We start from the raw sequence: 25,822 nt of genomic DNA, 5'->3' as shown, positions 1-25,822 counted from the left end.
TGCTGATCGCATAGCGGCCCAACCCATCCATCGTCCCGGCGAAGGGACCTTGCTCCGGAGGGCGGATGGCTGTGCCCGTCCGAGAGCCTGTCTTGTCGTCTCCGCTCAGGGTCTATAGCGCAGACTCTTCCGTGCATCGGCAAACCGTCGCATTGACTGTTCGGATGATGAGAACATATTAAGAACGCGACCGGGCGAAGCGGCGCGCCATTCACGACATGCGGGATACCGACAAACTCGATTCGAGGAGGAAACCGCATGTCGGCGCCAGAATACGATCTCGAACGCGCAATCTTCACTCGCTTCGCTATGGTCGGCCGCCCTGTCCTGAATGGACTAGCGGCGAAGGGTCAGCGGCGGCGGCGTGATCCACAGTGCTCCACCCTCTTTGCCCGCGACATCGTAACGGCTTTGAGGGCACAGATCGGCTTTCGGCGCCATGGAGAGGCTGTTGACGATGCGATCGTGCAGGAATTCCTGCGCGCCGCCATATGGGAGATACCGGTCGGGGATTGCGCCGTGCTAGTCGGTATCGACGCCACGCCAAGGGACGCGGCGAAGCGGGAGATCTCGAAGCGGTTGGCCGAGCGGCTCAAAGCCGAATTCGAGATTGTTTACGACCCGGCTTTCTATCACGGCCGCAGCGGAACAGGGCCGCTCGGGCCGAGGAGATAATTTCAAGGTCGGCTGCGGGGAATCGGAACAATGACGCCCCCGCTGGATTATCTTGGTGCCGCATAATTGTCTCAGCGGCACAGGTCCCCCCACCTGTTAATGAGTGCCCGTCCTGTCCCCCGGTGCGGGCACTCGCACTATATGGCTTGCCATCGCCGTCACAGCGAGTACTTCGGAAAGCCAAATTGACAGGATGAGGCCTCTCAGGTCGATGATCGCGTGTGATACTCTGGCGGAGGCACCCATGGAAGACGATCGGAACACGACCACCACCGAGTATCAGGGCAACGACATAAGCGTGCACTCGACTGACCCGCTCATTGGAACGCTTGAGCTTATGTCAGACGGGGACGAGATTATCCTGCTCGAGCTCGATCGAGAGAGCGCCGAGAGTCTCGTGTCGGCACTAGTTCAGTTTCTTGATAGGGGCGAAGGCGACGATGCGCCGACCATCATAACGTCGACGCTTCAGTGATCCCCGCGCGTACATCACCACCCGCTGTTCGCATCTATGGAACAAATTCAGAGGTTTAGAATTAGATGACTGTCGCCTCCTCCGGCGATACCTGATGAATGGCCAAGAGACAGAAGCAGCGTTCGCGATCCGGGCGGACGCTGCTTTCTCAATAGTCCCAGGCAATATGGGTGCTCGCGCCCCGTCACCGTAAGCGTTGTTCTGACTCCACCTTGATCGGCGCGGATAGGGAAGACGATCCAATCTAACCGTCCGGCTTAGGAATGGTTTCGTATTTTGACCCTAGAGCTTGTAGACTGGAACCGAAAGGCGAGGTTCGGCGCTTCCGAAGGCATCGGTTGCGAACTGCTTTGGTCGACCGGTCACAAGATCGAGCGGCTGTATCAGAAGGCCGTTGGCAAGGCCGCGGTCCGCCGTTAATCGGTAACGCTTGGAGCGCTCGCAAACGTGCCCTACTATCATACCGTGGGGCTTTTCGAAGTTGAGCGTTAGGCCCTCGGCGCCGAGAAGGTCAAGCGACATGAAGCTCGTCCTCATCGCTCTCGCTGTCGCCCATAACTGGTATTCCGGCCACCATGATCCGGTCACCGGCTACGAATGCTGCGACAACAAGGACTGCCGGGTCATCAGCCCGCGCTATGTCGAGCCGCTGCCGGGCGGCAACTTCAACATCCGCACCGGGTCCAAGACAAGATACTTCATCCCCAAGAACCGGGTTTTAGAGAGCGAAGACAGCCAGTATCACATCTGCACGTCCGCCCCGCATATGACGATCCGCTGCTTCTTCGCGCCACACACTGAGGCAAAAGCGATGGGCAGCGTTGCGGGCTCATGAGTTGATGGCAATGTACGGCTGGACCCGACTCGCGATGGCCGAAGTCTATACGAAGGAAGCCGATAAGAAGCGCCTCGCGAAGGCCGCTTCGGAACGCCTTGCGAACAGAATGTAGGTCGCACCTATAACCCTGCCCGGTCGCACCTTAAATAGAATCGATTGGTTAGATAGTAGTTTGGCGACCCCTGCAGGACTCGAACCTGCGACAACCTGCTTAGAAGGCAGGTGCTCTATCCAGCTGAGCTAAGGGGCCGTCAGGCCGGTTCGCCCGGGCCTTCAATGGGTCCAGGGCTGCATCCGGTTGAAACGGAAATTGTCCGAATAGGACACACTCTTGCGCGTCGCGTCCTTCGGCGCGATGACGCGGTATTCGATGCCGTTGCGTTCGGCATAGGCGATCGCTTGCTCGGCGGTCTCGAAGGTCAGCCGCAACTGCTGCCGCATGTCGCCGGAGCTCGTGTAGCCCATGATCGGGTCGATGGTGCGCGGCTTTTCCTGATCGAACTCCAAGACCCACAGATGCGTCTTGGCCTTGCCGGACTGCATGGCTGTCTTCGCGGGACGATAGATCTTCGCGGACATTGCTTTCAAACGGCTCCCGTCTTTCATCTCGACGCCGGCCCATCATCCGGATGCGCGACGTCGCTGTCGTCTTTCGGCTTTGAGCACGGTTTCTTCCGGATCGCTGGCAAGCCGAAATCCTGCCTGCGAGCAGTTTTGCCCCATGCTCCGTCTTCCCTTAGCGCAGAATGATTTAAAACGGAATGACTTGCGTCAGGAAATTACAGCTTTTTCGAGCGCCTGCCGCCCTTGCCGCGATGGCCGAGCGCCACGATTTCCTGCCCTCACCGGCGGGGGCGTCGTCGACTGCCCGCTGGCCTCCAGCGGATTGAAAAATCAAGGGCTTAAATGGTCGGAGTGGAGAGATTCGAACTCCCGACCCTCTGGTCCCAAACCAGCGCCTCGGACGGCTACGCAACGGTTGTTGACGTTTGGGACACTCCCGTTGATGCCCGTTCGTTCCCGTTAGATTCCGTTGTTCCGTTGGCGGTTCGTTGGCGGTAAATCGCCACCGGAACAACTGCCGAATGGACCGACTCCGGATTGGAGTCAAGCCGCCTTGTTGCGCTCATGGCGGGTCGTCGAACCAACCTTCGGCTTTTTCGCGAATGTCTGGTGGACTGCGGAATACTCGCCTGGGATCACGTGCTTGTAGACCTTGCGGATCACGGCTGGCGTGGTCGAGACAAAGTCGGCAACATCCTCAACTGAAACTCCGTGCTGAAGCAGCAGCGTAACGCAGGTGTGTTTTAGCGTGTGACGATTGACTTGTGCCGCGCGCTCTTCACCGAGAACCTCGTTTTTGAGAGTGTAGAATCCTTTCCGGCAGTCGACCGGGCGGCCCTGATATTCGATAAGGTATCGGGTGCCTTTCATGGCGCCTCGTCCATGATGCCAGCGCTTCATCAACCTCAAGAGCGGATCTGGGATCAGGATTGGGTCAGCCCTTTTGTTATGGGGAACCATCTCCTTCTCCGCAGCTCGGTAGAAGATGCCGTTCTCCAGATCAATCCACGGCCGCCCAGCTTCCTTCACAAAAGAAGCAGACTGGATGCGTTCCGCACGCGTTCCGGTGAACACTGCGACCGCGATGAATTTTCCGATATGCTCCGCCACCTTATGAGTAGGCTCTCCGTTGAACGTGTGGCGCTTCCACATGGCCGCCTGATAAAGCTTCCGAACCTCCTTCTCGGTGAAGTAGTGCAAACGGCTGCCCTGGGGCTCGGGGATCTCATAGTTCAGCTCGCGGTCGTATATCTTGACCTTTCCCTCCTTGGCGCAGAAGTTCACGATGGCGCGCAGCGCGATCAGTTCGTTGCGAACGACGGACGGCTTCCGATCCTTCTGATATTCCTTCGATGTCTTGCGCTTGATCTCCGACACGAACCTGTCGCCCCAGAAAGCCGACAGCCGCTCGATCTGATCGAGATGCTCCTTCCGACGGGCCTTCGGCATCGCTGCGATGTCGTCCTCCTGTTCCTGGAGGTAATACAAGATCAGGTCGCCGACCTTGACCTCTGAAGCCAGCAATCCATCAGTGATCTCCACCTTTGAATAGCGCTCCACATTGTACTCGTGAAGCTTCAGCAGCGCCTCTTCCTTCGCTACCTTAGATTCTTCAGCCGTCGAGAAAGAGCAGCCTGTCGCAACTTGCTTGCTTCCGTGTTTGATGAACCAGGTGCCTTTGTGGGTGAGCTTGCCGGCTTTGTCGTAGCGGGGCTTTCTTTCGAGGATATGAGGTTCTTCGATTTCTCTCGGCATCCTTCCAGCCACTCCTTTATCATCGATCTGGTCGTGAACTTGTTCTTTCCGAGCATCAGGAATCCGAGGTCACCCCGATCCCAGGCGCCGCGAATGGTCTTTTCCTTGATGTTTCGGCTCGGCGTTCCCGGGGTATCCTCTCCAACATAGAGCTGACCTCCCAGCTCAGGCAGGCAGAGCACCTCCAATACGTTCAGGGGCGCGTCCGGCGACGGATCTCTGACCACTCGAGCGGGCACATCCACATTCGGATCCAGCGCCCGTCGGATGTCATCGAGCGCCGCGAGTGCGTCGTCCTGATCCCGCACCTGACGGTCGACCAGATCCTCGAACTCGGCCATCACCCGGTTCACCTCTCGGTCGACCTTGGTGATGAAGGCCCCGTCGGGATCCTCGGGGCCATCGTCGTACGTCAGGCCGCGCGATCCTAGATAGAGATCCCAGTTGTCGAGCTGCTCCTCCACCTCGCGGCGCTGCTCGTCGCGTTCGGCGAGGTATTCCTGCTCTATGCGCTCCGCAGCCTGCAGGCGGTCAATCCAGGGCTTGAGGCTGATGATGTTGTCGCTCACGGACACCTCCGTTGTATACGCTATTCGATTATTCAATCCGGCAACCTATCGGCGGCGGCTTAACGTCGAGCTGACGGTTGCGGTGAATCCTTCGTGAAATCCCCCATAGACGAACATCAGGTTCGTGTCCGGGGATTTCTCCGGTTACATCGCCAGCGCGAGTTGGATGGGCTTGCCGTGATCGCGGACGGCGGCCGTCACCGCTTCGCCTGAGATCTCCCCTTTGTCGGCGAGTTCCTCGGCGAGACGCTCGATGAGATCGCGGTAGCGTTCTACGATCTGGCTGGCGCGCAGGAGCTGTTCCTGCAGGATCCCGTCGACCTGCGGCTCAAGCCGATGACGGCGCAGCGACATGTCCGCACCAACGCCATCCGACATCAGAGTGTCACCGAAGCCTGCCACGGCAAGCATGTGCAGTGCCGCGTCGGTTGCCTGCTGCAGGTCGTGAGCCGAACCATCGCAGTGACCACCAAGGAACAGGGTCTCGGCCGCGACGGAACCGAGATAGACGCAGATCTCGTCCTCCCACCATCCTTTGCTCTTGCGCTCGGCCATCTTTCCTTCGAAGTGAGCGTAGCCGGCCGCCTGCGACGCTTCGGTCAAGAACACCGCCTTGTGAACCACGATCTTCTTGAGGCGACGGTGATCGAGAGCGATCCCGACAACCGCGTGGCCAAGTTCGTGGATCGCGGTCGACAGACGCTGCTCGCGTGGCAAGGAATGCATTTCCGGCATCGCCGTGGCGACGTGCTCCACGCTGACCGGAACCTGCTTGCGGCGGGCCATGCGGCGGGCATCGCGGGCGATGCGCTCCAGATCGGCGCCCGAGAAGCCTTCCGTGCGGCCGATGACCGAGGACACGTCGACCACGGACTGCAGATGGTACTGGAGGATCGCAGAGCGTGCGGCAGCGTCCGGCAGGTCGATCTGGACGTGGCGATCCAGACGGCCCGGGCGGAGCAACGCGGTGTCGATGCCGCCCGGGTGGTTAGTCGCTCCAATGACAATGACACCCGGGCGCTCGATAGCGCCATCGAGGCATTCCAGCAGCCCATTGACCACGCCGCGCATCCATTCGTCGCTGCTGGCGCGGCCTAAGCTGCCACGCTGGACGAAGTTGTCGATCTCGTCGATCAGGATGATGGCCGGCGCGTTCTCACGGGCATGATGGAACGCGGCGCGCATGGCCTTGAGCATCGTGCCCTGATGTCCTTCGCCAGTGCCGAGCCAGGTCGAATAGCTGCCGACGACGAGATGAGCGTCCAGCGAATTCGCCAGCGCCTGAGCGAACGTGGTCTTTCCGCAGCCGGGCGGGCCGGACAACAGCAGCCCCGAGTCGACATCCTCCCATCCGATCTTGCCCGCAGCATAGTCCTGCAGGTCGCGCTTCAATTCCATGCCCCATTCCTTCGCGGCGCCGTAGCCGTGCAGATCCTCCAGACGCGGGCCGTCCTCCGTTTTCTGCGGCACGACGGCCGCAGCTTCCTTCGATGGCGGCTGGATGGCGCGCATGCGCTGCAGGACGTTCTTCACGCCGCGGCCGGTCTTGCGGAGCACCAGACGGACTTCTGCGGAAAGTGACATGATCTCGGCGGCCTCGTCGGCCGTAACTTCGGCGCCGGTCACTTCCTGGATGGCGCGCTGCACGAGGATCATGTCCAACTCGGCGATGTCGATCACCGCATCTGCAATCGCTGACGTGCGCGAGCCGAGGACAGGATCGGCATCGCCGCGGCGGCAGATGAAGACCGAGCGGAAGTTGGCGAAGTTGACCGTCGTCCATGGATCTTCCTTCGGCGGGATCAGCTTATCCTTGACCTTGCGCGGGGTGATTTCGAACGTGTCGGCGCGGAAGTCGTTGCGGCGGGTGAAGTCGTATTCGTCCCCAGCTTCGCTTTCCTTGGCCATGGTCTTCATGATGTCGTAGGCCGCCTGCTGCCAGTGCCCCGCGCCATCATCGGCCGGAATGACGACAACCAGCACGAAGGCGCGGCCGGCGCGATACGGACGCAGGGCGCGCTGCAGATGGAGCTCGGCGATCCAGCGGTCGATGGATTTCGTTTCGTCGGACATGTGTCACCCACGTTGTTGATCGGTAAAAGCAGGTTCTGTGGGTTGACGGGATTCAGTCGCGGCACTCTTCGCAGATAGCGAAGACGTAGCCGGGGCGTTGTTCGGCGCGGTGGCTGCCGCACTCGGAGCAGATGTGCCATGACATAGAGGAATAGCCCTCGCAGAACTTCAGAGCGCGCCAGTTGTGCTCAACACCGACGGAATGCTTGTCGAAATCAACGGTGAGCCAGCCGCCCGGATTAGCGGAGATGTTCGTGAACACGATCCCGCCGAACTGCTTGCGCGCCTTTTCGAGCAGTTCCTGCGCCATCGCGCGCCAGCCTTTTGGGAGAAGGTCGAGGTCGGTGGTCATCACTTCATTCCTTCCGTAAGTTCCTTGAACGTCGACGGTGTGAACCGAACGTCCGGCATATCCACGCCAACATCCCGAGACCGGCCGATGCCAGGCAAGGCGCCATGGGCATGGCCGTAGAAGTGGTAGCCGCCCTTGCGTTCCCACTGCCACGAGCGCTGGGCGTAGTGCGCGAGGACGAGCTTCGCGCCTTCGTCTTCGGTGAAGATGAATCCTTCGGGGCGCGTGTCCCACGGCAAGCCGGCGATGGTCGGATGCAGCTCGCCATGGCGAAGGTCATGGTTGCCGATCACGAGACGCTTGCGGCCGTTCAGGCGGGAAAAGATCCAGCGGACCTTGCCGGCCTTGTCGGTCAGAGAGAAGGCGAAATCTCCAAGGTGGTAGACGATGTCATCCTGGCCGACGACGAGATTCCACTGCTGGATCAGGTGTTCGTCGTGCTCCTCGATCGACCGGAAAGGACGATTGGAGAACTGCAGGACGTTGTCGTGGAGGAAGTGCGTGTCGGAAATGTAAAACTTGCGGCAGAATGACATGTGGGAACTCCGAAAACAAAGACACAGAACAGCGACCGCCTTCTCGGGCGGTGTCAGGCTATTCGGGCTATGTGGAGTTCGGTGACCATTGAGGTTGCTTTCGCTTTCGTTATCCGGGCTAATGTCTAGCAGGACCCGGGAAGGTTGTGAGCCCTTCATTAGCGGATCCTGCGAAGATGGTAAAGCGTGTTATAACGGATATATCCGTTATCTGTAGCCACCGAGCAGCAATGTCCGGATCGATAGCTTCTCGTCATAATATTCGCTGAACTGGTCGCGAAGAGCGGCATGGAGTTCCGTCTTGGTTTTCCATGCACGTTCGAACTTCTCTCCCGTGACGAGTTCGAACGCGGAGATCAGGTTCTTCCCATAGTCTCTGAGCGAGCGCCTCTCGTCGTCTTCGCGTTCTCGAGCCTTTTCCTCCTCCGTCATGTTCATCCTGTATAGGATCATCGGAACGACACCGGGACTGGGACAGATCTCTCGGTCTCCGTAGGTGGCGAGCCTGGCTTCGTCGTTCATCTTCTTCCGGAGGCGCTCTCGAAGGACAGGATCAGCAATATCGGAGAGCTCTCGCACGGCACCGCGTGGTGCTCGGGTATCGTCGTCCTCCTCCATGTCGAACTGGCGCCCGCTCGTATCGAGCAACTGCTCCAGCTTGTCCTGATATTCGATCATGTAGTTCGCGGAGGCGACCATATGCTGCGGCCGGCCATCGGCAAGATCGTTCGCCCAGGTCTGCCGCCACATGAGCCATTCAGGAAGTCGCCTGCCGTCTACCATGACCTGCAGCGATGCCGTCAGGGTGCCCTTCATGACTTCATCGGCCTGAGCAATATTTGGGAAGCGGCCGCCTTTGATGCTTTCGATGATATGATGGAACTGACTGCTCGTGCGGCCGGGATCCTTTCGGTAGGAATAGGTCGAGAACAGGTTCGCCATCTTCTTACCTTCCTCCTTGGCCGCATTCGAAAGCAGGAAGCGAAGGCGCGGGCGAACTTCGTGGATATCAATTGTCTGGGTCATGCTGCGTACTCAATGGCGCCTTCGATGTGGTTTGAGAGGCGCTTGGCAAGCTCCATCGCATCGCCTTCTGAGATTCTCTTCCGGAGGATCATGTGGTTATCGACATCATCCAGGCGCCACTGCACCCTGATTGTCTTTTCCTGGCCACCGCTCCAATCCCTGTAGTACTCGATCGGATCGAGAACCATTTCCTCGATGGCATCAAGCGTCGTCAGCGAGTTGTTGACGGTCATCCTGATTTCACGGCAGCATTCGAAAAGGACAATCGGATCCTGTTGAACTGCCGATTTCGTGGCTGGGCTGGCGACCGGCTTCGCGTCATCCCTCCAGACGCGTTCACGGCGCGCAGCTTCGCCGACGTTGGCGATCTCGATCCTTTCCTGCTTGCTCCTGCTGAGCAGATCCGGATCCTCAGCCTCTTCCTGGATGAAGCCCCATGCGGCAGCGTCAGGACCGAGCCTGTCGATCTGATCGCGCAGGCTTTCGCCTCGGAAGATCCGGTTACGGTATCCCTCAGAGATCGGCGCGCCTGTCAGCATCTCGTTGATCGCAGCCGTCCAGAGCCGGAACAGCACCTGATGGCTCAGACTGACATGGGAGGTATCGGCGGCGACGAGCTGGTTGATGGCTTTCAACCAGATGTCCGACCGCACACGATACTCTTCGACATCCGTGCCGCCGAACTGCTTGATCCCGGCGCCATCGTAGATGGCACGGATGCGGCGGTGGTCGGGCGGAGCGAGCGTGAGCTCGAACTCGACTTCGATGATCGGATTGCCACGGGTCGCCCCTCTGACAGGATTGACCGCGATCTTGAAGGCCTGAATGCGCTCGAAGTCCCGCACGACGTTCTCAAGCATTCGGGTGCGCAGCTTGCCGCTGTGGATGCTGCCGTCCTTCTCACGAGGGAAGCCGACCCATGTTCCGATCTCGTCGACGCTGGCGGTCACGACGACGGTGTTGTTCTCGCCCGGGATCCATACGCGGCCGGACTCCCGCACCTTCGCCAGGAGCACACGATAGAGCGGTTGCGAGAACTTGCACTTCATCTTCGGCAGCGCCGCAAGTTCGAGATATGCGAACTCCCGCTTCTCGGTCATGATCCGTCGCATTGGATCCGCCAAGCCGAAGTGGATCGTCTCGACGTTGTCTTTGCGAGAGAGCCAGGAAACCAGCAACGGAACCTGCTCGTAGCGCTGGCCATCGTCCGTCCCGAACGACACGGTGTTCTTCAGCAGGCGCCCCAGCGATGCCTTCACTGCATCCCGGCGCGCTTCAGCACCGAAGTAGTGAAGCACATGCACCATCGGAATCGTGTGCACATCGGCGGTCAAACCTCGGTCGGCTTCATAAGCCGAGGACAGGAGTAGATCGTGCAGCGCGGCATCGTGCGATGTCAGGGTCGAGTTCCCGTCGACCGTCATACCCTTCAGCAGCTCGATCGGCCTCGGAGACTCCGGGGCGACGCGTTCCAAGTTGCTCGGCTTCGCCAGTGCGGTCGAGAGAGAGCCGCGCGGCTTCGGCCTAAAATTCTGGCGGTGTGGTCTCATGTGTCGTCCTCCTGCAACTATGATTGTCGCCGGCGGAGAACGGCGCAACGTCTTCGTCCAGCTTTTCTTTCCAAGTGGACGAAGACGGGAACAGCCCCGTAGTGATGTCTTCGTCCAGTTATGGAATTCCATAGGAGAAGAGGAATTCTGTCTTCGTCCACCCCTCGATGGCTTGCGCCGCGGGGGTTTCAGCCTCTTCGTCCAGTCTCTCACGAACGCAGGACGAAGACGCGGTAGTGACGGCGATAAACTCTTCGTCCTAGGGATTTTTGAGACGAAGACGAATTTAAGTGGATGCTAAAACCGGGATTTTTGAGACGAAAATAAAATGGACGAATCCTTGCGGCATCGGCGTTGTAAGCCTGTCCAAATTGTCAACTCTGGACAATCCTAAGAGAGGGTGCGTGCGTGGGCGTGCGCGCGCCCACGGGAGGGCATCCCCCCGCTGTGATGTTCGAGATGGGCTTACCACTCTCCAGGCTGGGAGAAACCTAACGGTTCTCGTGAGCGCTACGCTCCCGCTCCGCTCGACCAGCTCCGCAACTCCCTTACCATCGTAGTGCCGACCGTTTTTGTCCCTTGCATCGTCCCACCCGATATTACCCGTAGTGCAGGTTAGTGCGGATGGAGGTTGCCGTGCCGAGGATTGCTGATCCGAGAAATGAAGTGGGTCGCCGAAGGACCGAGGCGTATCGCAAGAAGCAGGCGGCTCGCGGCAAGAAAGGCACGAAGGGGCGCCCCGAAGCATCGGAGGTTGACCGCGCGTTGGCGGCTGCCGTGGCGGTGTTCTATGGCCTTGGCGACCCGTCTCCGGAGATGCAGAGCATCATCCGTCTCGCTAAGGATATCCTGAAGCAGCAGGGCTTCGACACGCGCGAGACGAAGCTGAAGATTCAGTCCAGGATCCTCCTGAGATCCGACCTCCATCAGCTCCGCGAGATTCCCCGTTCCGGGTCGTCGCAGGCGCCTGGAGAAGCGTCACTATGACCAAGCACGATTCATCACCGTCCCCACATTACTTCGCAATTGAGAATCAGGAATCTCCGGATTTCCGTAGTGACGATCCGACCGCCACACCCGTCACGATCCAGCCCGTTCCGAGGTTGAAGTTCCGCACCCCTGCGCACCATCCGCGACGCAAGGCGATCAAGGCTGCTCTGGAGGCGCTGAAGATCGTGGCGGACAGGGATGCCGACTACGCCAGAACGCAGAACGGCGAAGGATTCAGCAAGTCCGATTCCAGCCAAGGTCACATGCTGAGCGAGGCGACGATCGAGGATGCGATGCAGAACGACAAGCTCGCTGAACGAATCCTTTGGATGGCCGCCCGATACAGGCGCCAGGTGCTACGCCTTCAGCAGATGGATCTGATCTGACGGCCTTACGGCCGGCGACGGCGAAACACATCATCGTCTCGAACAGTTCATGTTCGTCCGGCCGGGCACTGCTCGGCCATTTTTCGTTGTGCGGTCCCGCCGGCCGGCCATCATCGTGATGGGAGGACGACGCATGAACATCGAAACATTTCCGGAATACGCGACATCAACTCGGCGGGAGTTGCCCTTCATCAGGATCGGTCAGGTCTGGGAGATGGACATCCTCGCCCGGGTGTGTTCGCCGCTCTCGGCTGCTCGAGCCTCATTATCAGCGACGGGCTTTCATTCCTCGCTGATCGCTTGATGTACGCTGACCGCCACGAAGGTTTCATCCGCATCACCGATCCTGACGATGATCACGGTGACGTTGCGATTGCCGACTATCTCCTCGACGACCTGCAGGAAGGCTGCGCGCAGCTCGCCGTTGCCCTTGCCAAGGACCAGTGTTCATCCGCTCCTCGGATCGTTGATGCGGCAGCCGACCATGCCTCCAGAGTCTGCCGCGAGATCTGCCGACTGGCCTGATTACGATTTTTACAGAGGATTCACTTGCGGTCCTGTATCACGGATGAAACCGTGAAGGATCCAAAGATGCGCTTTGTCGAACTTTTCGCCGGAATCGGCGGCCTCGGCCTCGGCCTGGAACGAGCAGGTCTCCAGATGGTGGTGGGCTACGAGAGATGGGACAAGGCCATCGATGTCTGGCAGTTCAACAACAAGTCCAAGGCGTTCAAGATCGACCTGGGCAACGTAGCGGAGGCTGCGCTGCACATCATGGGAGCCTCGCCGCAAATGATCGTCGGAGGGCCGCCGTGCCAGGACTTCTCCGAAGCAGGGAAAGGCATCCTCGGCGAGAACGCGGCGATGACGCAGGCTTTCGCGATGATCATCGCCATTGTCAGGCCGGAGTGGTTTATCTTTGAAAACACCCGCCGCGCTCCTCTGAGCCTCAATTACCGCCAAGCCAGAAGCATTTGGCGGCGCGCAGGGTATGGCCTGACTGAAAAGACCGTTGACGCGTCGCTCCTGGGAACACCCCAGACTCGTCAACGCTTTTTCTGTATCGGTCGGCTTGGAGAGGTCGATGATTTCCTGCTGTCTGCTCTGCTAGCAACAGAATCGAAGAATCCGGTAACGGTCAGATCGATACTCGATCCTGACCGGTTTCCCGATGATGCAGAACTCCTCCGGAGAGGCGGGTATTTCGTCAGACCATACCGAGGCGGCCGCGGCGTTCGCCGACTCGATGAACCTGCACCCACAATCATCCGCACCTCGACCGAAGGTCCGGGGCCGAAGTATCGCGCCAATCCACATCCGGACGACCACATCTCCTACAAGGCGGCCTTCAAGCTCACGGAGCATCAGGCGATGCGCATCCAAGGCTTTCCAGCAGACTTCGACACGGCTGGCTATCGTCTGCAGCGGGAGGGTAAGCCATGGAGCAAGAGGGATACGATGCAGATGATCTCAAACGCCGTGCCTCCGACCTTGGCGGAGAAAATCGGCGAAGTGATCCTTACTCGAGCCGAGGGCAGATCCATCCCGGACATTGACCCAGGATTCATCCCGTTCCTTTTCAGGAAGTTCCCGCCGAAAGACTTCGATCCTGACAAGCCGACGATCCCTGCGAATTTCGCGAACATCAAGTCCCGGGTGAACCGCGCCCGGCGCCTGCTGCACGGCCGGACATACCAGGACATCGCCCTCGAACTGGCGGAGCTGGAAGACACGGCGGATTTCGCCACGCTGGATGTCCGCCAGAAGTCCGACCTTCGGGCCGCGCTGCGGCTGTACCACGAATACATGTCCGCCCGGCCACCATCCAAATACGCCCGCAAGATCGAGAAGCTCAAGAAGGGCGAGAAGCCAAAGCCGGTCATCCCGGACTTCGGTCGCCGACCGCGTGCTGCCGATGTCTCGCCGACGGACGTTGCAACGATCGAATCCGCCGGAACCACTAAGCTGAAGAAACGCTATGTGCCGCAGTCACCGGAAGAGGAAGCGAGCGACTTCCATGTCGATGTCGGCCCGGATCTGGATCCTCGGCACGAGCCGAACATGGTCGTGACCGACCGCGACCGACTTGATCGCGACGAATAATCCGCTTGGTACTTTCAGCCGGCCGACTCACCATTCCTGTTTAGGGGACGGAGACCTAGGGATGGCAGCCAAGCACAAGCGTCAGAGGGCTAGAACGCCGCGGTGGCATCCGTCGCGGAGGACAACGACGGGCCATCGCTGACCCCAAGTACACTAAGGGCAGCATAATGGTGGAAGCGCAGATTACAACAGTGCGGTCTATACGAGAGTGACCGGACGCGCATTAAACCCGCGGTTCCGCAGTGGCTTGCTCAGCCTCGTCCCCAGCGTCGAGCAGATCGTCGTAAGGGCTCCTGAGTAGGTCAAAGTCAGCCGGCGTGATGACCAAATACTGATTGTTGTCCGGCCAGGTGACCCATTTCCCTCTGCTTAGGACCGTTTCGTAGGCCTTTAGCATTGCCAGCTTGGCTTCGATCAGCTTGTCCATAGGGTCCCTATTGGTGGGAGTTTTACAAACATTTTGTTGCGCAGGCACCACTTATCCATGTGTGCGCGATCCAGGATGTTTGCCACGCCGGGCAGGATCGGCGTGTATCATCGAATGCCATTGGTGCTGTCCGTCAGTGATCTACAAGCTCATCCCTATACGCGTGAAAGGCCTTCCTGCTTGCCGCCTCTACATCTACTTCGACATAGTCCTTACGGACTTTGTCAAGCAGTGCTTTGCGGGCCTTTGCAAGCATGAGCGCACCCTTCATGACCCTGTCCTCGGCCTTGCTCGCGCTAGGCTGGTTTCCCACCCACACGTAGTAATGCGGATTGCTTGACATCTGGTAATGCTCCCCTGCGGAGAGGGCCATCGTCCAGCCATCGAGCATCTTTTTGCACAACTTGGCTACGGCCGCATCGTTGATGTGGAACAGGCTGTTGGTGACGACACCTTTGAAGCACTCAAAGTACCATAATGCCTTGTCGCTCAACTTGTAGGGAAGGTCGGCGATGAGATCGTCGATGCTGGGTTGATGGACCTGCTCCAAGGCCCAGGTGATGTTGGTGACATCGCGCCGCTTGCGCACCTGCTCCTCGGATTGGCCGTCGATATCTTTCGGTCGAGGTGGATCGTGCTTAGCGATCAAGTCAATGGCGCCCTTCAAATCTTTCGCCAGGGCCTCTTTCTGCTCCGCCGTCGGCTTTTCATCGTGCTCATAGACCATCGCGCGGTGCCGATCAAAGTCGAAGGGAAGGTCGCTCAACTGTGAAACCTTGCCATTGATGACCAAGATAATCCGATCCCAACCCACATGGGCGACCGCGTACCCAAGCTCGAAGATCACATTAGGGTTGGCGCACGGCCGGCTTTCACCTGCCTTGCCAACGATCGTGGTGACATCCGCAACGAAGAGATCGCAGGTGCGAATCTTCTCCATAATCTTCGCGGGAATGTTCGGGCTTCCAGGCGTGTCTCGGGTTGCTTCATCGACTGAAAGATTCACACCCGGTTGCACCTTCTTTGCGACAGCCTTCAGGGCATCGCGGATACCGTTCCGGTTTGCCTTGCTGGGGAGGTCGCTTTGCCATGCGTAGAACAGCCTGAGCTTCTTCGGCGTGGGCTGGACCGCTGCTTCTCCTGATTTTTTCGCTGCGCTACTCACGACCGCCCCCAAGTCATTTAGATGTTGCCATGCACGCGGGCAGCGGCATGATGAGTCGATTTTACATACCAGTCCTTTACGCGCGCCGTGAAGCGCGATTCCAGCGAGTTGTATCCCGACTGGTCAGCGGTAGGGAACCTCGCCACGGTACGATAAGATGCGGCTGAGCCGGCGACAAACAATGGCGCGCTCAGCATCGTGGTGAGCGGTCGCGGGGTTGAGATTAAACTGGTGGAGCCGCAGTCGCGCGGACCCTCATGGAAACCGCAAAACCATAATAATCTCGGATCCCCATTACCGAGGCTAGCTTCCCGCCCCCGGGAGGTGGTCCCACTCAACGGGAGGGACAAGCCGATCGCTATAAGGGTCAGCAGATTCCCAGTTCAGAGGCTCGGAGAGCGCGGCGACCTGGCCCCATTCTCCAAAGTAAGCCTGTGCGATTTCAGGATCTTGGATGAATAACCCGTTCTCGAGGTGGTTCCCAGCCGAACCTGTAAAGTTCATCGAACCAGTCCACACTGATATGGGTCGTACAATGCTGATATCCATATAATCATACGGATCATCCGGCCTTGTGCGTGTCGTTTCCTTATAGTCGCAAAATACAACGAACTTGTTGTGCATGTACCACGGTGATTGAGACTCTGTTCTCAAGCGTCCGCAACAGCGGAATGCCCCAAACTCAATTCCGGTTTTTGAGATCGTTTCGAATACTCTGGGATAGGGGGCAGCCTCGGTCTCCTTGTCCGGTTTGAAAGGGTGAATCCCTTCGTAGAGCCTCCTCGCGTTTCGGATAGCATGCTCGTCTTTGAGGAAATTTTCCTTGTTAAGGATGAAGGAAGCGGCGACCGAATGCTGACCGACGGCCTTCAAAATCTCCAAGTCAGTGAACCAGGCAACGCAGCCAACCATGACGCAACCGTCATGTTCGCGGATCCTCTCCAGCAGAGCTTCCTTGAGGTTGCGAAAATACACAGAGACGTTTCCTGACGCACGCGAGAAGTCCTCGAGGGCGCCCGCGGTAGGGACGAGACGCTTGAAGTACACGTCGTCCACAACGACGGAATGATCATTAAGGCCCTTTGCAGTCATCGAACTTCGACTCCCCGGCTGCTTCTGCAGCGACAACGCATAACTCGCCGGGAATGCGTCACCAACCCTGCTTCATCATCCGACTAGGTGAGATTTCGCTTCGGATCAAGCGCGACATGAGATCGCAATGTCGCGCTCGATGTCGAAGATGGTATGGGCGGATCAATAATCTGACGTGCGTGTTTCCAGCCATCCGTGGCTCCATCAGGGCCTTCGGGAAAGCAGCGACCCGAGTTCTGTATTCAAGTGTTCGAAGGACGCGATCACTTGGTCGAATACGAGGTCGAGGGCATGTCCGTATCCGCTGGTCACCCCCGCGATGTCGAAGCCCAGGGCGGTGAGAGCTTGCAGGATCCCGCCCGCCTGATGGGCATCGGCGATGCGCAGGTCGTTGTTGATGAACAGGGCCGCTATCTTCTCGTTCCGGACCGAAAGATCTGCTGGATCCGCACCGGAGCTGAACGCATCGAGCTGTTCGTCATCCCTATTCAACCGTTCGACAATGTTCGTCAGCGCCTGCAGCAGTTTCAGGCTTCCAAAATTCGCCACGTCTTTGCGCGCATGTCCCGCTCGCTCGACAATCCCGCGAATGAAACCATCCGGGATCCGCTGGTAGAGTTCGTGGAGGCTCTTGCAGCGTGCCAGAAACGCCTGCTCGGTCATAGATAAAGGCGCGACCTGCGCCAGACGTTGTAGTTCCGGGAGATTCGTCCAGCCGTTGGCTCTGATCTCCTTTCTGGAAAGCTTCATTATTTGCTCGGAATCCTTCGGGGTTCCGACAGCCTCACCAAGGGCCGACAGGTTGTCCCCGAGGGTCAGAAGCTCGCGCACAAGCCGATCGACCTTGGCGACGATATGCTCTTCAGCGAGGTCGAACTGCGCAACCTGTTCCGGAGGGACGGCATACTGGAAGGCATGGACGATCTCGCGATCCGGCTTGGGCTTGTACAGCTCGCGAATGGGCACTTTGATTAGGTTGCGTCCTACCCGCACACAATCGCTGAAGCCCCACTGTCCGCCGTAAGAGGGGCTGCACAGCCAGAGTCCGTGGTAGTCGATCGGACAGGTGCTATAGAACCCGCTCTGTTCGTATTTCTCAAGAAACCGATCATCCAGATAGACAGTATTCCTCTCGACAATTCCTTCGGCGCGACGCTTGGTCATTTCGCCGTCGATACCAGGCCACAGCAGCCCATCTGCGCTGACGGCGGAACAGCGGTCTGGGGAGACGGCGAACACCTTTGCCCAGACTTGAACCAGCAATCCGCCATCGTCCTCCCGGATGTCGAGTTCGAACCAGGAGTCTTGTCCACCAACCGACTCGTGTGTCCTGCCATTCATGAGCTTGCGGATTTCTGGACGATCCGGAAGGAGGGTCTGATAGTAGAAGATTCGGACACCCCACGCGCCACGCGTCCAGAGATACTGTCGGAGATACTCGTTGGTCATACGCCAGCGAATGTTCCGGGATGCGATGTAGCGATAGCTTCCTGAGACCTCACCATCGGCGACCCCGAATTCGGGAGCGCCGAGGTCGTCGAACACCACGCGTTGCGCGTCCTGGCCAATAACGCGCATTGACAGTCCGAGGGTCATCCAGACCTTTTCGGCGAGCATGTAGGTGTAGAACGAACCCGATCCCCATGAGGCTACGATGTAGTCGAAGCCATCAATCGACGGAACGTATTCTTCCAGGCCGCCCTGTTCCTCGATGTGCGGTGTCGAGAAGGACACCACCCCATCGCCTGAAGCCCGCGGCTGCCCCATGGTCTCCATCTCTGCTTCGGGCATTACGGCCATGACCATATGAACGCATTCTCGTGCTGGACCGTACGGGTCGTGCTCGTATCGCTCGCTCACGTCAACGCGGCGCGCCGGGTCCAATCCTACTGGCTCTAGCAGCGAACGCAGACGTGATGGAAGCAAGGCTTCATCGATCGGGAATTGCTGAAGGTAGTCGATTGGCAAGGGCAACTCCGTGTAGTTTTCTCGGTTCGCGGGAGCGGAAACTTCAATCCTGGTGCACGCCACGCTGCAGAAATTAGACTGCAACCTTGGTCGCAAAGACACAGGGCTCCGCGTCGGTGGGCGCGGCGAACAGCGGCCACCAGAACTTGTGTGCTGTCCATCCAAGATCCCGGCCGCCTTCTTGTTGAAGCAAAACCAGGGCAGATTTCGAACGCGGCTCATCAAGAATTTTCTTGCGAAGCGCTGTACCGAGAATCGACCGACCGGACTTGTCGCCCGATCCGGACCGTGACAGCTTTCTACCCGTCTCGGCCCAGATCAAGATTTTGCCATCGCCTCCCTGCGCCACATCCGCGTAGTAGTCGATCAGCCCGCGCATGGCGTTCCATTCGAACTCAACTGTGTCGAATTCCATGCTCTGCTGAATCGCATCGACGATAGCCAACGCAGTCGTGCGGTCCACTGAAACGAAGTCGTCGATATTACGCCACTCAGGCTTGATCAGGCGATCCAGCTCCGCCTGAACTTTAGTCATCGCCGCCCCCCCTTTGGTTTGGAAGTCGCTCGGAAGGAGCATGTCATTGGGTGAGACGGCGACGACATCGCTAAGCAAGATCTTGTTCGGCGCGCAAGGACGAATGCGACGAGCAGCGTCAGATTGGATAAACACGACACCAGCATCGTGGGCGCCATTCTTGAAGGCGGTCCGCAACGACTCTTCGAGAGCGTTGATCGTGTAGAGCCGATCGTAAACGGCACGGGAGGTGTAAAACCGGGTGACCGCCAGATCGCGCCGGTCGCGATTGCCGTACATTCGCGAATGCTGGAGTACAGTATCCGCCTGCATCATCTTGGGGTTCCGCCCATAATAAAACGAAATCAGGTTCGGGATGGTAATGCCGCGATCGAGGATGTTGCCGCCGACCCAGATGTTATAAGGCGTGCGTAGCTTGAGCTCCGCGTTAGCATCGAGCAGAGCCATGACATCGGTGTCCGAGTTTACCTTCTCTACCACCACATCGTCGCTCTGCAGAGCATCGATGAAGGCATCGAAAGTGTCGTCACGGGGAGGCATGCGCCCCTGGTCTGCGAGGACTGATGCTTCCAGATCGTCGAAGGCATCGTTAAAGAGCGGACGCAACGCATCCGGATCATTTTCGGCAGCATTCACAATGGCGCTGAAGATCCAGTCGATCACCTGATCCTGCCAAGCATGTGCGGCGCGCTGGATGTCGTTGTGGATTACCATCGCGTACTTCAACGCCCGGTCTCCTGCCTCGCGCTGCTGCCACCGCCGAACGCCGACTGCTACGACGAAGGTGATGATAGCGCGGCGCAAGCCGGCGACGTTGTCGCTTTCAAGCACATTGTTGGAGCTGATGCGGCGCCGATCAGCGCGACGCAGTGCGTCCTGTTCTTGTTCCGCAACTTCCACGATCAATTTGGAGCGCGGGTCGTCCGTGTCGAAGGGGCCGAAGTAGTCGTCCCCGCCCACGTAGCCGGAATGAATCGGTAGCAACTTGGTGAAGGCGGGGCGCTTGGGTTTGAAGATATAATTCGAACCGTTTGCGTCGTCCTCATAGCCCTCGGGCTGAAGGTAGAGCGAGTAGGGTGTCGCCGTCACCTGTAGGAAGGCGATGCCCTTCGTCATACCGCGGAGTTGATCAATCTGGTCGGCGATCGTGCCTTGGTTGATGTTCGGATCGCCGTTCTTGCGGACGAACCGCACACTGGCCAGATCGGCTTCATCGTCTACCAGCAGTACCTTGCGACCTTGCAGGTCCTCATGATCGTTGATGAATTTGATCAGCCGCTCGAGGTTGCGCGCCTGTTTCTTAGCCACGATCACGACCTTTCGCCGTAGTTCGCTGCGGCGTGGTGTCCCCGGAAGGTTCATAATGTCGAGCACGAGGAACTCGTCATCATCAATGAACTCCTTGAAGTCCGCCTCGAGACGACGAACGGTCTGGGCAGAGAGCGTCTTGGTGCCTTTCGTCAGCACGATGGCGACATCGAAGCCACGATCGAATGCCTTGGCAATAATCCCGACGAAACCTCGCGTCTTTCCTGACTGGATTTTGCCGAGCAGCATGCCCGGTTTGTCGCCAGTGGTCGATTCCGTCTCAAGCTCGTTGACAATCTCTTCGATGCAGTTCGAGAGCGCGTCGTCGTCATTTCGGAAACTTTTGAGGCGGGGATAGTACGAAGAGGAGGCCTCAAGAGACCCCAGCTTCCGATTGTTGCGCTTCAGCCAGGCCCGAACCTGCGCCCGACGGAATACCGGGCCAGATGCCAGCTCTTGCAGAGGCTGGGGGAAGTCGGACGAGCGCACTCTCCAGTTGGCCACAGCCTGGGTGGTCACTCCCGCCATGGCCGCGATTTCGTTGATGCCTACCAAGTCACTATCCATGTTCGCCTCCTGCGAGTGATCGATTGTCTGTGAATATCACTCACAGCAATCTTGTCAAGATGTGTGACTACAATCCTCCTACGCTAGCTTTTTTATGTTTTGTTTTGTCACTTTGGGATGGCATTGGCATGTGGCGATCGAAGAAGAGAAGCATCGAATTCTGGTGAGGCTTCCGTGACCGCAGGGCTGCATCATCACCTCAGCGATGCCCATAGCATTCGCGCTAAGAACCAGCCGAACACAACCCTGCGAGCGACAGCCGCACTCGGGATGCGCAGTGCGTTCTTCTTCTCCTCGAGCAGATCGAACTCCCCTTGCCCGCAACCAAGGTTGTCGCCGGCGAGGCCCAACGCAAGGCCATCGGCCGTCTTGTCGCTTGCACCTTCGCTGGCGACCCTCTCGAGCAGGACGCGGGAGGACGACATGAGCAGGGACAATGAATTCCAGTGGTGGAACCCGCTCGGCTGGGCCGGCCTAATCCTGCAGATGCTGGGCGCTATGTTCCGGAGCATTCTGGAGGTTTTCGGCATGGTGTCGCCGCCGCCCACGGGTGGGCATGAGAACATTCAGGTCGCCGATGTCGAGACGGAGAAAAAGATCGCCAGAGAGCAGCAGGTCGCCATCGACCATCTGCGGAGCGAGATGACACCCGCGCAGATCGTTCACGCTTACTGCAGGGCGACCGAGGATGAGCGGCGGCTTGTGAATCTGTCGAGTCTGTCCGTGGAGCAGCAGGACTGGCTGCTACGGCTGTCCGATGCCGAGCTCGTCATGCTCGGTGAGTCTGGAGAAGGCGCCTGTAGCCGAAGCATAGAGGCGCTAAAGCTCATGGTCAGCAGGTCGAAGCTGAGAGCTCCTGAGATCGAAACGCCGCCGCTGGTTCTGCCGATCCCTAAGAACATGCCGATGACGAGAGAGCAGAAGCAGCAGTTCGTCGAGGATCGCTTTGACGAACTATTCCCGGGGATCCGGATGGCCCGCATGGATCCGAAGTGCAGACCCGCTGGCAGCGCCGCAATCCATTGAGACACCAGCATCCCCACGAACCGTGAAGCCACCTTTCGTCGGGCGGTTTTGAATTTCGAACATGCGCAGCGCATCCCACAGTTCGGGAATCTCAAACAGGATGTCGCCGTAGCGTTCGGCCATCGCCTTATCCGACATGTCCATGAGATCAGCCCGCGTTCCGCATGCGATCGATGTGAGCCTGGCGCTGATGAAGAGCAGCCTCAATGCGGCGGACGTGGGCCTCCAGACTGGCGACGTGTCGGACAGCACGGATAGCAACACGCCCGAGAGCATCGGCGCGTCCGCGGGCTTCGTTCAGCTCGGCGGCGTACTTGTAGGCTGCGCGACGCTCCTTGCGCTCGTCCGCAGCCTGGCGCCCAGCGGCAGCGGCCTCCGCCATCGAGGTGACGAGGGATGTCGTTAGGAGGCCCAGTTCAAGCCCTGCGCGCATCGCCGGATCGCGGGAATCGAAGATCGTCATGCCCATTACCCCAAACTCCTGTGTCAAAAATCTTGAACGCAATCGATCGCACTCCGGAGTCTCCGTCAACAGGAGGTCCGCAAGAGAGTTAACGGAGGGCTCCGTTATTCTGTCAGATGCTCGACAGCGCGCTTGCACGGCAGACAGATCCGATTACCGATGTGTTCGGAGCCGAACGTCTGCTGACGGGATAAGCATTTACGCAGCGCGTATCCCTTTTCCTTACCGGTCAATAAGGAGGGCCTGATATCGAGCCTGTGCAGCCTCGTCTGGATGGAGCGTAGCGAATGCCGCGGGATCTCGATATGCCTCGCGGCCGGACCGCTGGCGACAGCCTCGATCCACGCCTTATTCTCTTCACCCGTCCACAAACCCGTTCCATGCCATTCTCCTCGCATTTCGAAGAAAAATGGTTTTCGGCTGGCGCAAGTCAGCCACCGCTTGAGTGGAGTCCCGATCGCGCATTCGGCCTGAGGATGGTAGTTAGGATTCAAGTGGTGATTCTGCAGATCTGGGGGAACGGCGTTCATGGGTGGCAAGAAACGAGAGCCATCAGGCGACGTTAACGTAACTGCAACGCGGAGGCCGCCGCTGGAAACTGATGAACTTCGCAAAGGGATTCAGAGATTTTTCCGTGAGACAATTCACGAAAGTGAAACGGGCGCCAAGCGTCCAGTGGGCGGCTTCAGGTGGGGTGTCTACGCATTCTACGACTATGATGGCGAGCCGATTTATGTCGGGCAGACCAAGGAAAAGCTGTCCGGGCGTGTGAGCCGTCATCTGACAAACCAAAGGACAGATGCAGTTGCCATGTCCGTTCTGGATCCTTTCGAGGTCGCGGATATCGAGGTCTGGCCACTCCCGGAATTCGAGGGCGTTGGATCGAAGCATCCTGAATTCAAGAATGCGAAGGCGCATCTGGACGGGCTTGAGCATATGATCTTCACTCGGCTCCGAGAGCAGAGTCACTTCAAGGTCATCCTCAACGAAAAGGATCCGCCGGCTCCGACGGTGGAAATCACCGAGCCGCCATCTTTCAGGGGCACGATCCTCAACGATCAGATCCGGGAGCTGCGCGGTCATCCGGACAGCAGACTGGCGCGACGCGCTCTGACCGTCTCAAAGCTCGCCCAGGTCATCTCGGAAAGGGAGCTTAAAGGCTTGGGATTGAGGCGCGTCCTACTGGCTCAGGCAAGCCGAATGCGCTGGCTGGCAGAGCAGCGGTTTCTTGCCCTGGGTGGCGAAGCGGGTGTCGAGGTCGGGTCGGAAGATGAAGATGAAGCGGAGGGCGGTGAGTGAGAGCCGCCACGGCTGGACGCTCTATGTCCTCTTGATCGCCGAAGGCTGAGACTGCTTCACCACGTTGCCGTCGCGCGTGATCGTTGTCGTCCGGACGGTCTCTACGCCTTGGTACTCTACTGCGAATCCAACCTGATGCAGGTGATGGTCGCTTCCGCCGAAGCACTCATGGAACGCCTTGAGGATCCCGACCTGCTGCAACGTCTGCGGCGCCGGGGTCGGATTGTTCCTTGGCGCGGGGATCGTCCCGGGAAATAAGTAGATGCACGGCGGCGGCAGCTCAAAGGGGCCGATCGTCGTCACGGGAGCGCCACCTGCAGAAACCTTCGGACATGGCCGACCGATGGTTCCGCACGCCCAGTCCCAAATGAGCAGACCATCGACGCGCTGGCTGCGGGAGATGATCTCGGCCGACAAGCGCGTATGGATCCCCGACCAAGCATTGTGCGGCGGCGATGCCCCCGGGTTCGAACAGACGGACCAGATGATGAATTCCTGGACGTGCGGCGGCCGTTCGAAAATATTCGTGTTATTGCCGTCGAGGCAGCCTTTCAGTTCGATGGCTGCCTTCTTGCCATCCAGCAGCTCCACAACGTAGTCGTGCCGATTGGCTTCGCCGGCCGACTGCCATTCGGCGATCGCCCCCTGATCCTGCATATAGTTGAGAACGTGCCGGACGAACTCTCGCTTTTCGGACATCGTGGCGGAGTACTGGCCGCGAACGCGCTCGACGGCGCCGCGGAAGAGACCGGAATTATAAAATTCCTTCTCGTCCAGGCCGTGATCTCCGAGCTTGTGGGCTTCCGTCTTCAGGACTTCCGCGAACTTCTCGATCTGTTTCCTCAGGTCGGCGTTCGCAATGCAGGGTATCGGCGACTCTGCCGTCATGCCACGTGTATCTCGTCGGTTGATTCGTCCGACGAGACTACACCCGTGAGGGGCTCGAGCAAATGATGGGCTAGGAAGCGAACCACAGGCACGGCAACACCGTCGCCTGTTAAGTGGTACGCTTCATTGTAGGCCTTCGGCAGCTTGTAGGAGTCGGGCAGGCCCATCAGGCGCGCGGTCTCGCGCGAAGAGATCAGACGGCTGCGCACGACATTCCCGTCGACCACAATGATGGTCTGGCGGGACGAGCCACCTGCAGGCGTGCGAAGGCAGCCGGCCACGTCATCGAATCGCACTTCGGCGCGCACGCCACGGCCTTCAGAATCCTCGCGGGTGCGCTTGTAGATGCCACCCACCATTCGACGACCAGCGCGCTTGGCAGCCTCGACCTTGGCGCGGTTGATGGACGACATGGAATCGAGCAGCTTCGCCGTCTCCGCCTGTGTGTGCCATTCGACCGAGGTCGGCTTCTCTTCGATGATGTCGGCGAACGTGGTCGTCCGCATCTGCGGCATGGACAGATTCCACCACACCCAGTTCTTCATCGCGGACGCAGGGACACGCTCGACGGCGTTGCGCAGACCACGGGTATGGAACGGCATCGTGGGCCCCGGAGCGACCAGAGCGGAATCGATCTCGATGTCGTCGCGGATACCGATCACGAACAGGCGCGGACGGGATTGTGGAACGAAGACGGCAGCGTCGATGACGAGCGCGCCATAGCGGTAGCCGTGCTTCGTGAAGGTCTCGCAGATCGCGGCGAAGTCCTTGCCGCCATGCGATGTCAGGGTTCCGTTGACGTTCTCGAGCGCGATCACGCGCGGGGCGCGGTTGTCCTTCTTGAGATCGGCGATGATATCCCAAAACGGGTAAAAGGTGCCCGAACGTTCGCCCCTGAGGCCTGCGCCGCCGCCAGCGAGGGAGAGATCCTGACAGGGAAAGGATCCCCAGACGAGGTCGGCGATGCCCGGCAGCTTGTCGATCTTTACGCGGCGGATATCTTCGACCAGCAGTTCGCCACCGAGGCCCCAGTTGAGCTGGTAGGTCAGGCCTTTTTTCTTGTCGAAATCGTTGGCGAACGCACAGTGCCAGCCCTTTCCGAGACCAGCGCGCGCCATCCCGGCGCCGGCGAAGAACTCGTAAAAGGTCAGCTTAGACATGGCACTCCCCGATTCTTATCCACAGCTTATCA

The 25,822-nt window shown here is 58.9% G+C and carries 26 protein-coding genes and 1 tRNA gene; 10 read left to right on the top strand and 17 right to left on the bottom strand.

The features are described 5' to 3' along the window. Positions 1-258 precede the first annotated feature (258 nt). Together NXT3_RS08470 and NXT3_RS08465 are read left to right on the top strand one after the other, a co-directional pair. Complete coding sequence (locus NXT3_RS08470; protein WP_104839112.1) at positions 259-675, top strand: hypothetical protein; 417 nt, start codon at positions 259-261, stop codon at positions 673-675. A gap of 244 nt (positions 676-919) precedes the next feature. Further along, the gene (locus NXT3_RS08465) at positions 920-1,150 is read left to right on the top strand and encodes a hypothetical protein (protein ID WP_037422902.1); all 231 of its coding nucleotides are present in this window, start codon (positions 920-922) and stop codon (positions 1,148-1,150) included. A 282-nt stretch (positions 1,151-1,432) separates the two neighbouring features. Here the strand turns inward: NXT3_RS08465 and NXT3_RS08460 are convergent, their stop codons facing one another. Continuing rightward, positions 1,433-1,672, bottom strand: coding sequence for a hypothetical protein (locus NXT3_RS08460; protein ID WP_097526734.1), 240 nt, complete (start codon positions 1,670-1,672; stop codon positions 1,433-1,435). On the opposite strand from NXT3_RS08460, the gene NXT3_RS08455 reads away from it, so the two are divergent. Continuing rightward, positions 1,671-1,985, top strand: coding sequence for a hypothetical protein (locus tag NXT3_RS08455; protein ID WP_037422807.1), 315 nt, complete (start codon positions 1,671-1,673; stop codon positions 1,983-1,985). The two genes, NXT3_RS08460 and NXT3_RS08455, sit on opposite strands and share 2 nt — an antisense overlap. 176 nt (positions 1,986-2,161) lie before the next feature. On the opposite strand, the gene NXT3_RS08450 is transcribed toward NXT3_RS08455, so the two are convergent. The 8 genes from NXT3_RS08450 to NXT3_RS08405 form a co-directional block, all read right to left on the bottom strand. Further along, a tRNA-Arg gene (locus NXT3_RS08450) sits at positions 2,162-2,238 on the bottom strand. Positions 2,239-2,261: 23 nt separating this feature from the next. Further along, entirely contained in the window at positions 2,262-2,567 is a 306-nt protein-coding gene (locus NXT3_RS08445; RefSeq protein ID WP_097526735.1) for an ETC complex I subunit, read from the bottom strand. Positions 2,568-3,095: 528 nt separating this feature from the next. Continuing rightward, complete coding sequence (locus NXT3_RS08435) at positions 3,096-4,307, bottom strand: site-specific integrase (RefSeq protein ID WP_158665325.1); 1,212 nt, start codon at positions 4,305-4,307, stop codon at positions 3,096-3,098. 713 nt (positions 4,308-5,020) lie between these two features. After that, the gene (locus tag NXT3_RS08425; protein WP_104839109.1) at positions 5,021-6,949 is read right to left on the bottom strand and encodes an AAA family ATPase; all 1,929 of its coding nucleotides are present in this window, start codon (positions 6,947-6,949) and stop codon (positions 5,021-5,023) included. 52 nt (positions 6,950-7,001) lie between these two features. Then, positions 7,002-7,301, bottom strand: a complete 300-nt coding sequence (locus NXT3_RS08420) for a hypothetical protein (RefSeq protein ID WP_104839108.1) — start codon at positions 7,299-7,301, stop codon at positions 7,002-7,004. Continuing rightward, complete coding sequence (locus NXT3_RS08415; RefSeq protein ID WP_234828090.1) at positions 7,301-7,996, bottom strand: hypothetical protein; 696 nt, start codon at positions 7,994-7,996, stop codon at positions 7,301-7,303. Before NXT3_RS08415 ends, NXT3_RS08420 begins: the two co-directional genes overlap by 1 nt. 48 nt (positions 7,997-8,044) lie before the next feature. Next, positions 8,045-8,863 carry a hypothetical protein gene (locus NXT3_RS08410; RefSeq protein WP_104839106.1) on the bottom strand — a complete coding sequence of 273 codons (819 nt, stop codon included), beginning with the start codon at positions 8,861-8,863 and terminating at the stop codon, positions 8,045-8,047. Further along, on the bottom strand, positions 8,860-10,413 hold the full coding sequence (locus NXT3_RS08405; RefSeq protein ID WP_158665324.1) for a replication initiation protein: 1,554 nt from the start codon (positions 10,411-10,413) through the stop codon (positions 8,860-8,862). Before NXT3_RS08405 ends, NXT3_RS08410 begins: the two co-directional genes overlap by 4 nt. Before the next feature lie 636 nt (positions 10,414-11,049). On the opposite strand from NXT3_RS08405, the gene NXT3_RS08400 reads away from it, so the two are divergent. The 5 genes from NXT3_RS08400 to NXT3_RS08385 all read left to right on the top strand — a co-directional run bounded on the left by NXT3_RS08400 (position 11,050) and on the right by NXT3_RS08385 (position 13,892). Beyond that, on the top strand, positions 11,050-11,400 hold the full coding sequence (locus NXT3_RS08400) for a hypothetical protein (RefSeq protein ID WP_158665323.1): 351 nt from the start codon (positions 11,050-11,052) through the stop codon (positions 11,398-11,400). Then, positions 11,397-11,789, top strand: a complete 393-nt coding sequence (locus NXT3_RS08395; protein ID WP_104839103.1) for a hypothetical protein — start codon at positions 11,397-11,399, stop codon at positions 11,787-11,789. Before NXT3_RS08400 ends, NXT3_RS08395 begins: the two co-directional genes overlap by 4 nt. A gap of 133 nt (positions 11,790-11,922) precedes the next feature. Continuing rightward, positions 11,923-12,093, top strand: a complete 171-nt coding sequence (locus NXT3_RS31605) for a hypothetical protein (protein WP_158665322.1) — start codon at positions 11,923-11,925, stop codon at positions 12,091-12,093. Beyond that, positions 12,093-12,314: a hypothetical protein gene (locus NXT3_RS08390; protein ID WP_158665321.1), complete on the top strand. Its 222-nt coding sequence runs from the start codon at positions 12,093-12,095 to the stop codon at positions 12,312-12,314. The genes NXT3_RS31605 and NXT3_RS08390 overlap by 1 nt, the downstream gene beginning before the upstream one ends. A gap of 66 nt (positions 12,315-12,380) precedes the next feature. Then, positions 12,381-13,892, top strand: coding sequence for a DNA cytosine methyltransferase (locus NXT3_RS08385; protein WP_104839101.1), 1,512 nt, complete (start codon positions 12,381-12,383; stop codon positions 13,890-13,892). Between the two features lie 223 nt (positions 13,893-14,115). On the opposite strand, the gene NXT3_RS08380 is transcribed toward NXT3_RS08385, so the two are convergent. The 5 genes from NXT3_RS08380 to NXT3_RS08360 form a co-directional block, all read right to left on the bottom strand. After that, on the bottom strand, positions 14,116-14,319 hold the full coding sequence (locus tag NXT3_RS08380; protein WP_104839100.1) for a hypothetical protein: 204 nt from the start codon (positions 14,317-14,319) through the stop codon (positions 14,116-14,118). A gap of 133 nt (positions 14,320-14,452) precedes the next feature. Then, the gene (locus NXT3_RS08375) at positions 14,453-15,484 is read right to left on the bottom strand and encodes a TIR domain-containing protein (protein WP_158665320.1); all 1,032 of its coding nucleotides are present in this window, start codon (positions 15,482-15,484) and stop codon (positions 14,453-14,455) included. A 303-nt stretch (positions 15,485-15,787) separates the two neighbouring features. Beyond that, positions 15,788-16,576: a phospholipase D-like domain-containing protein gene (locus NXT3_RS08370; RefSeq protein ID WP_104839098.1), complete on the bottom strand. Its 789-nt coding sequence runs from the start codon at positions 16,574-16,576 to the stop codon at positions 15,788-15,790. A gap of 204 nt (positions 16,577-16,780) precedes the next feature. Then, on the bottom strand, positions 16,781-18,544 hold the full coding sequence (locus tag NXT3_RS08365; RefSeq protein WP_234828089.1) for a hypothetical protein: 1,764 nt from the start codon (positions 18,542-18,544) through the stop codon (positions 16,781-16,783). Positions 18,545-18,617: 73 nt separating this feature from the next. Continuing rightward, complete coding sequence (locus NXT3_RS08360) at positions 18,618-20,954, bottom strand: Z1 domain-containing protein (protein ID WP_104839097.1); 2,337 nt, start codon at positions 20,952-20,954, stop codon at positions 18,618-18,620. 423 nt (positions 20,955-21,377) lie between these two features. Between NXT3_RS08360 and NXT3_RS08350 the strand changes: the two genes are divergently transcribed. After that, positions 21,378-21,980 (top strand): hypothetical protein, encoded by a 603-nt coding sequence (locus NXT3_RS08350; RefSeq protein ID WP_104839095.1) that lies wholly within the window; start codon positions 21,378-21,380, stop codon positions 21,978-21,980. A gap of 148 nt (positions 21,981-22,128) precedes the next feature. On the opposite strand, the gene NXT3_RS08345 is transcribed toward NXT3_RS08350, so the two are convergent. After that, positions 22,129-22,449 (bottom strand): hypothetical protein, encoded by a 321-nt coding sequence (locus tag NXT3_RS08345; RefSeq protein ID WP_104839094.1) that lies wholly within the window; start codon positions 22,447-22,449, stop codon positions 22,129-22,131. Between the two features lie 522 nt (positions 22,450-22,971). Here NXT3_RS08345 and NXT3_RS08335 point away from each other — a divergent pair. Continuing rightward, positions 22,972-23,742 (top strand): GIY-YIG nuclease family protein, encoded by a 771-nt coding sequence (locus NXT3_RS08335; protein WP_104839092.1) that lies wholly within the window; start codon positions 22,972-22,974, stop codon positions 23,740-23,742. 21 nt (positions 23,743-23,763) lie between these two features. On the opposite strand, the gene NXT3_RS08330 is transcribed toward NXT3_RS08335, so the two are convergent. Further along, positions 23,764-24,630: a hypothetical protein gene (locus NXT3_RS08330; protein WP_104839091.1), complete on the bottom strand. Its 867-nt coding sequence runs from the start codon at positions 24,628-24,630 to the stop codon at positions 23,764-23,766. Further along, positions 24,627-25,790 carry a DNA cytosine methyltransferase gene (locus tag NXT3_RS08325; RefSeq protein ID WP_104839090.1) on the bottom strand — a complete coding sequence of 388 codons (1,164 nt, stop codon included), beginning with the start codon at positions 25,788-25,790 and terminating at the stop codon, positions 24,627-24,629. The genes NXT3_RS08330 and NXT3_RS08325 overlap by 4 nt, the downstream gene beginning before the upstream one ends. Positions 25,791-25,822 lie beyond the last annotated feature (32 nt).

It is taken from the genome of Sinorhizobium fredii, assembly GCF_002944405.1.
Lineage (GTDB): Bacteria > Pseudomonadota > Alphaproteobacteria > Rhizobiales > Rhizobiaceae > Sinorhizobium > Sinorhizobium fredii_C.
The sequence above is the reverse complement of the archived record's forward strand: the minus strand, read 5'-3'. Positions and strand labels throughout refer to the sequence as shown.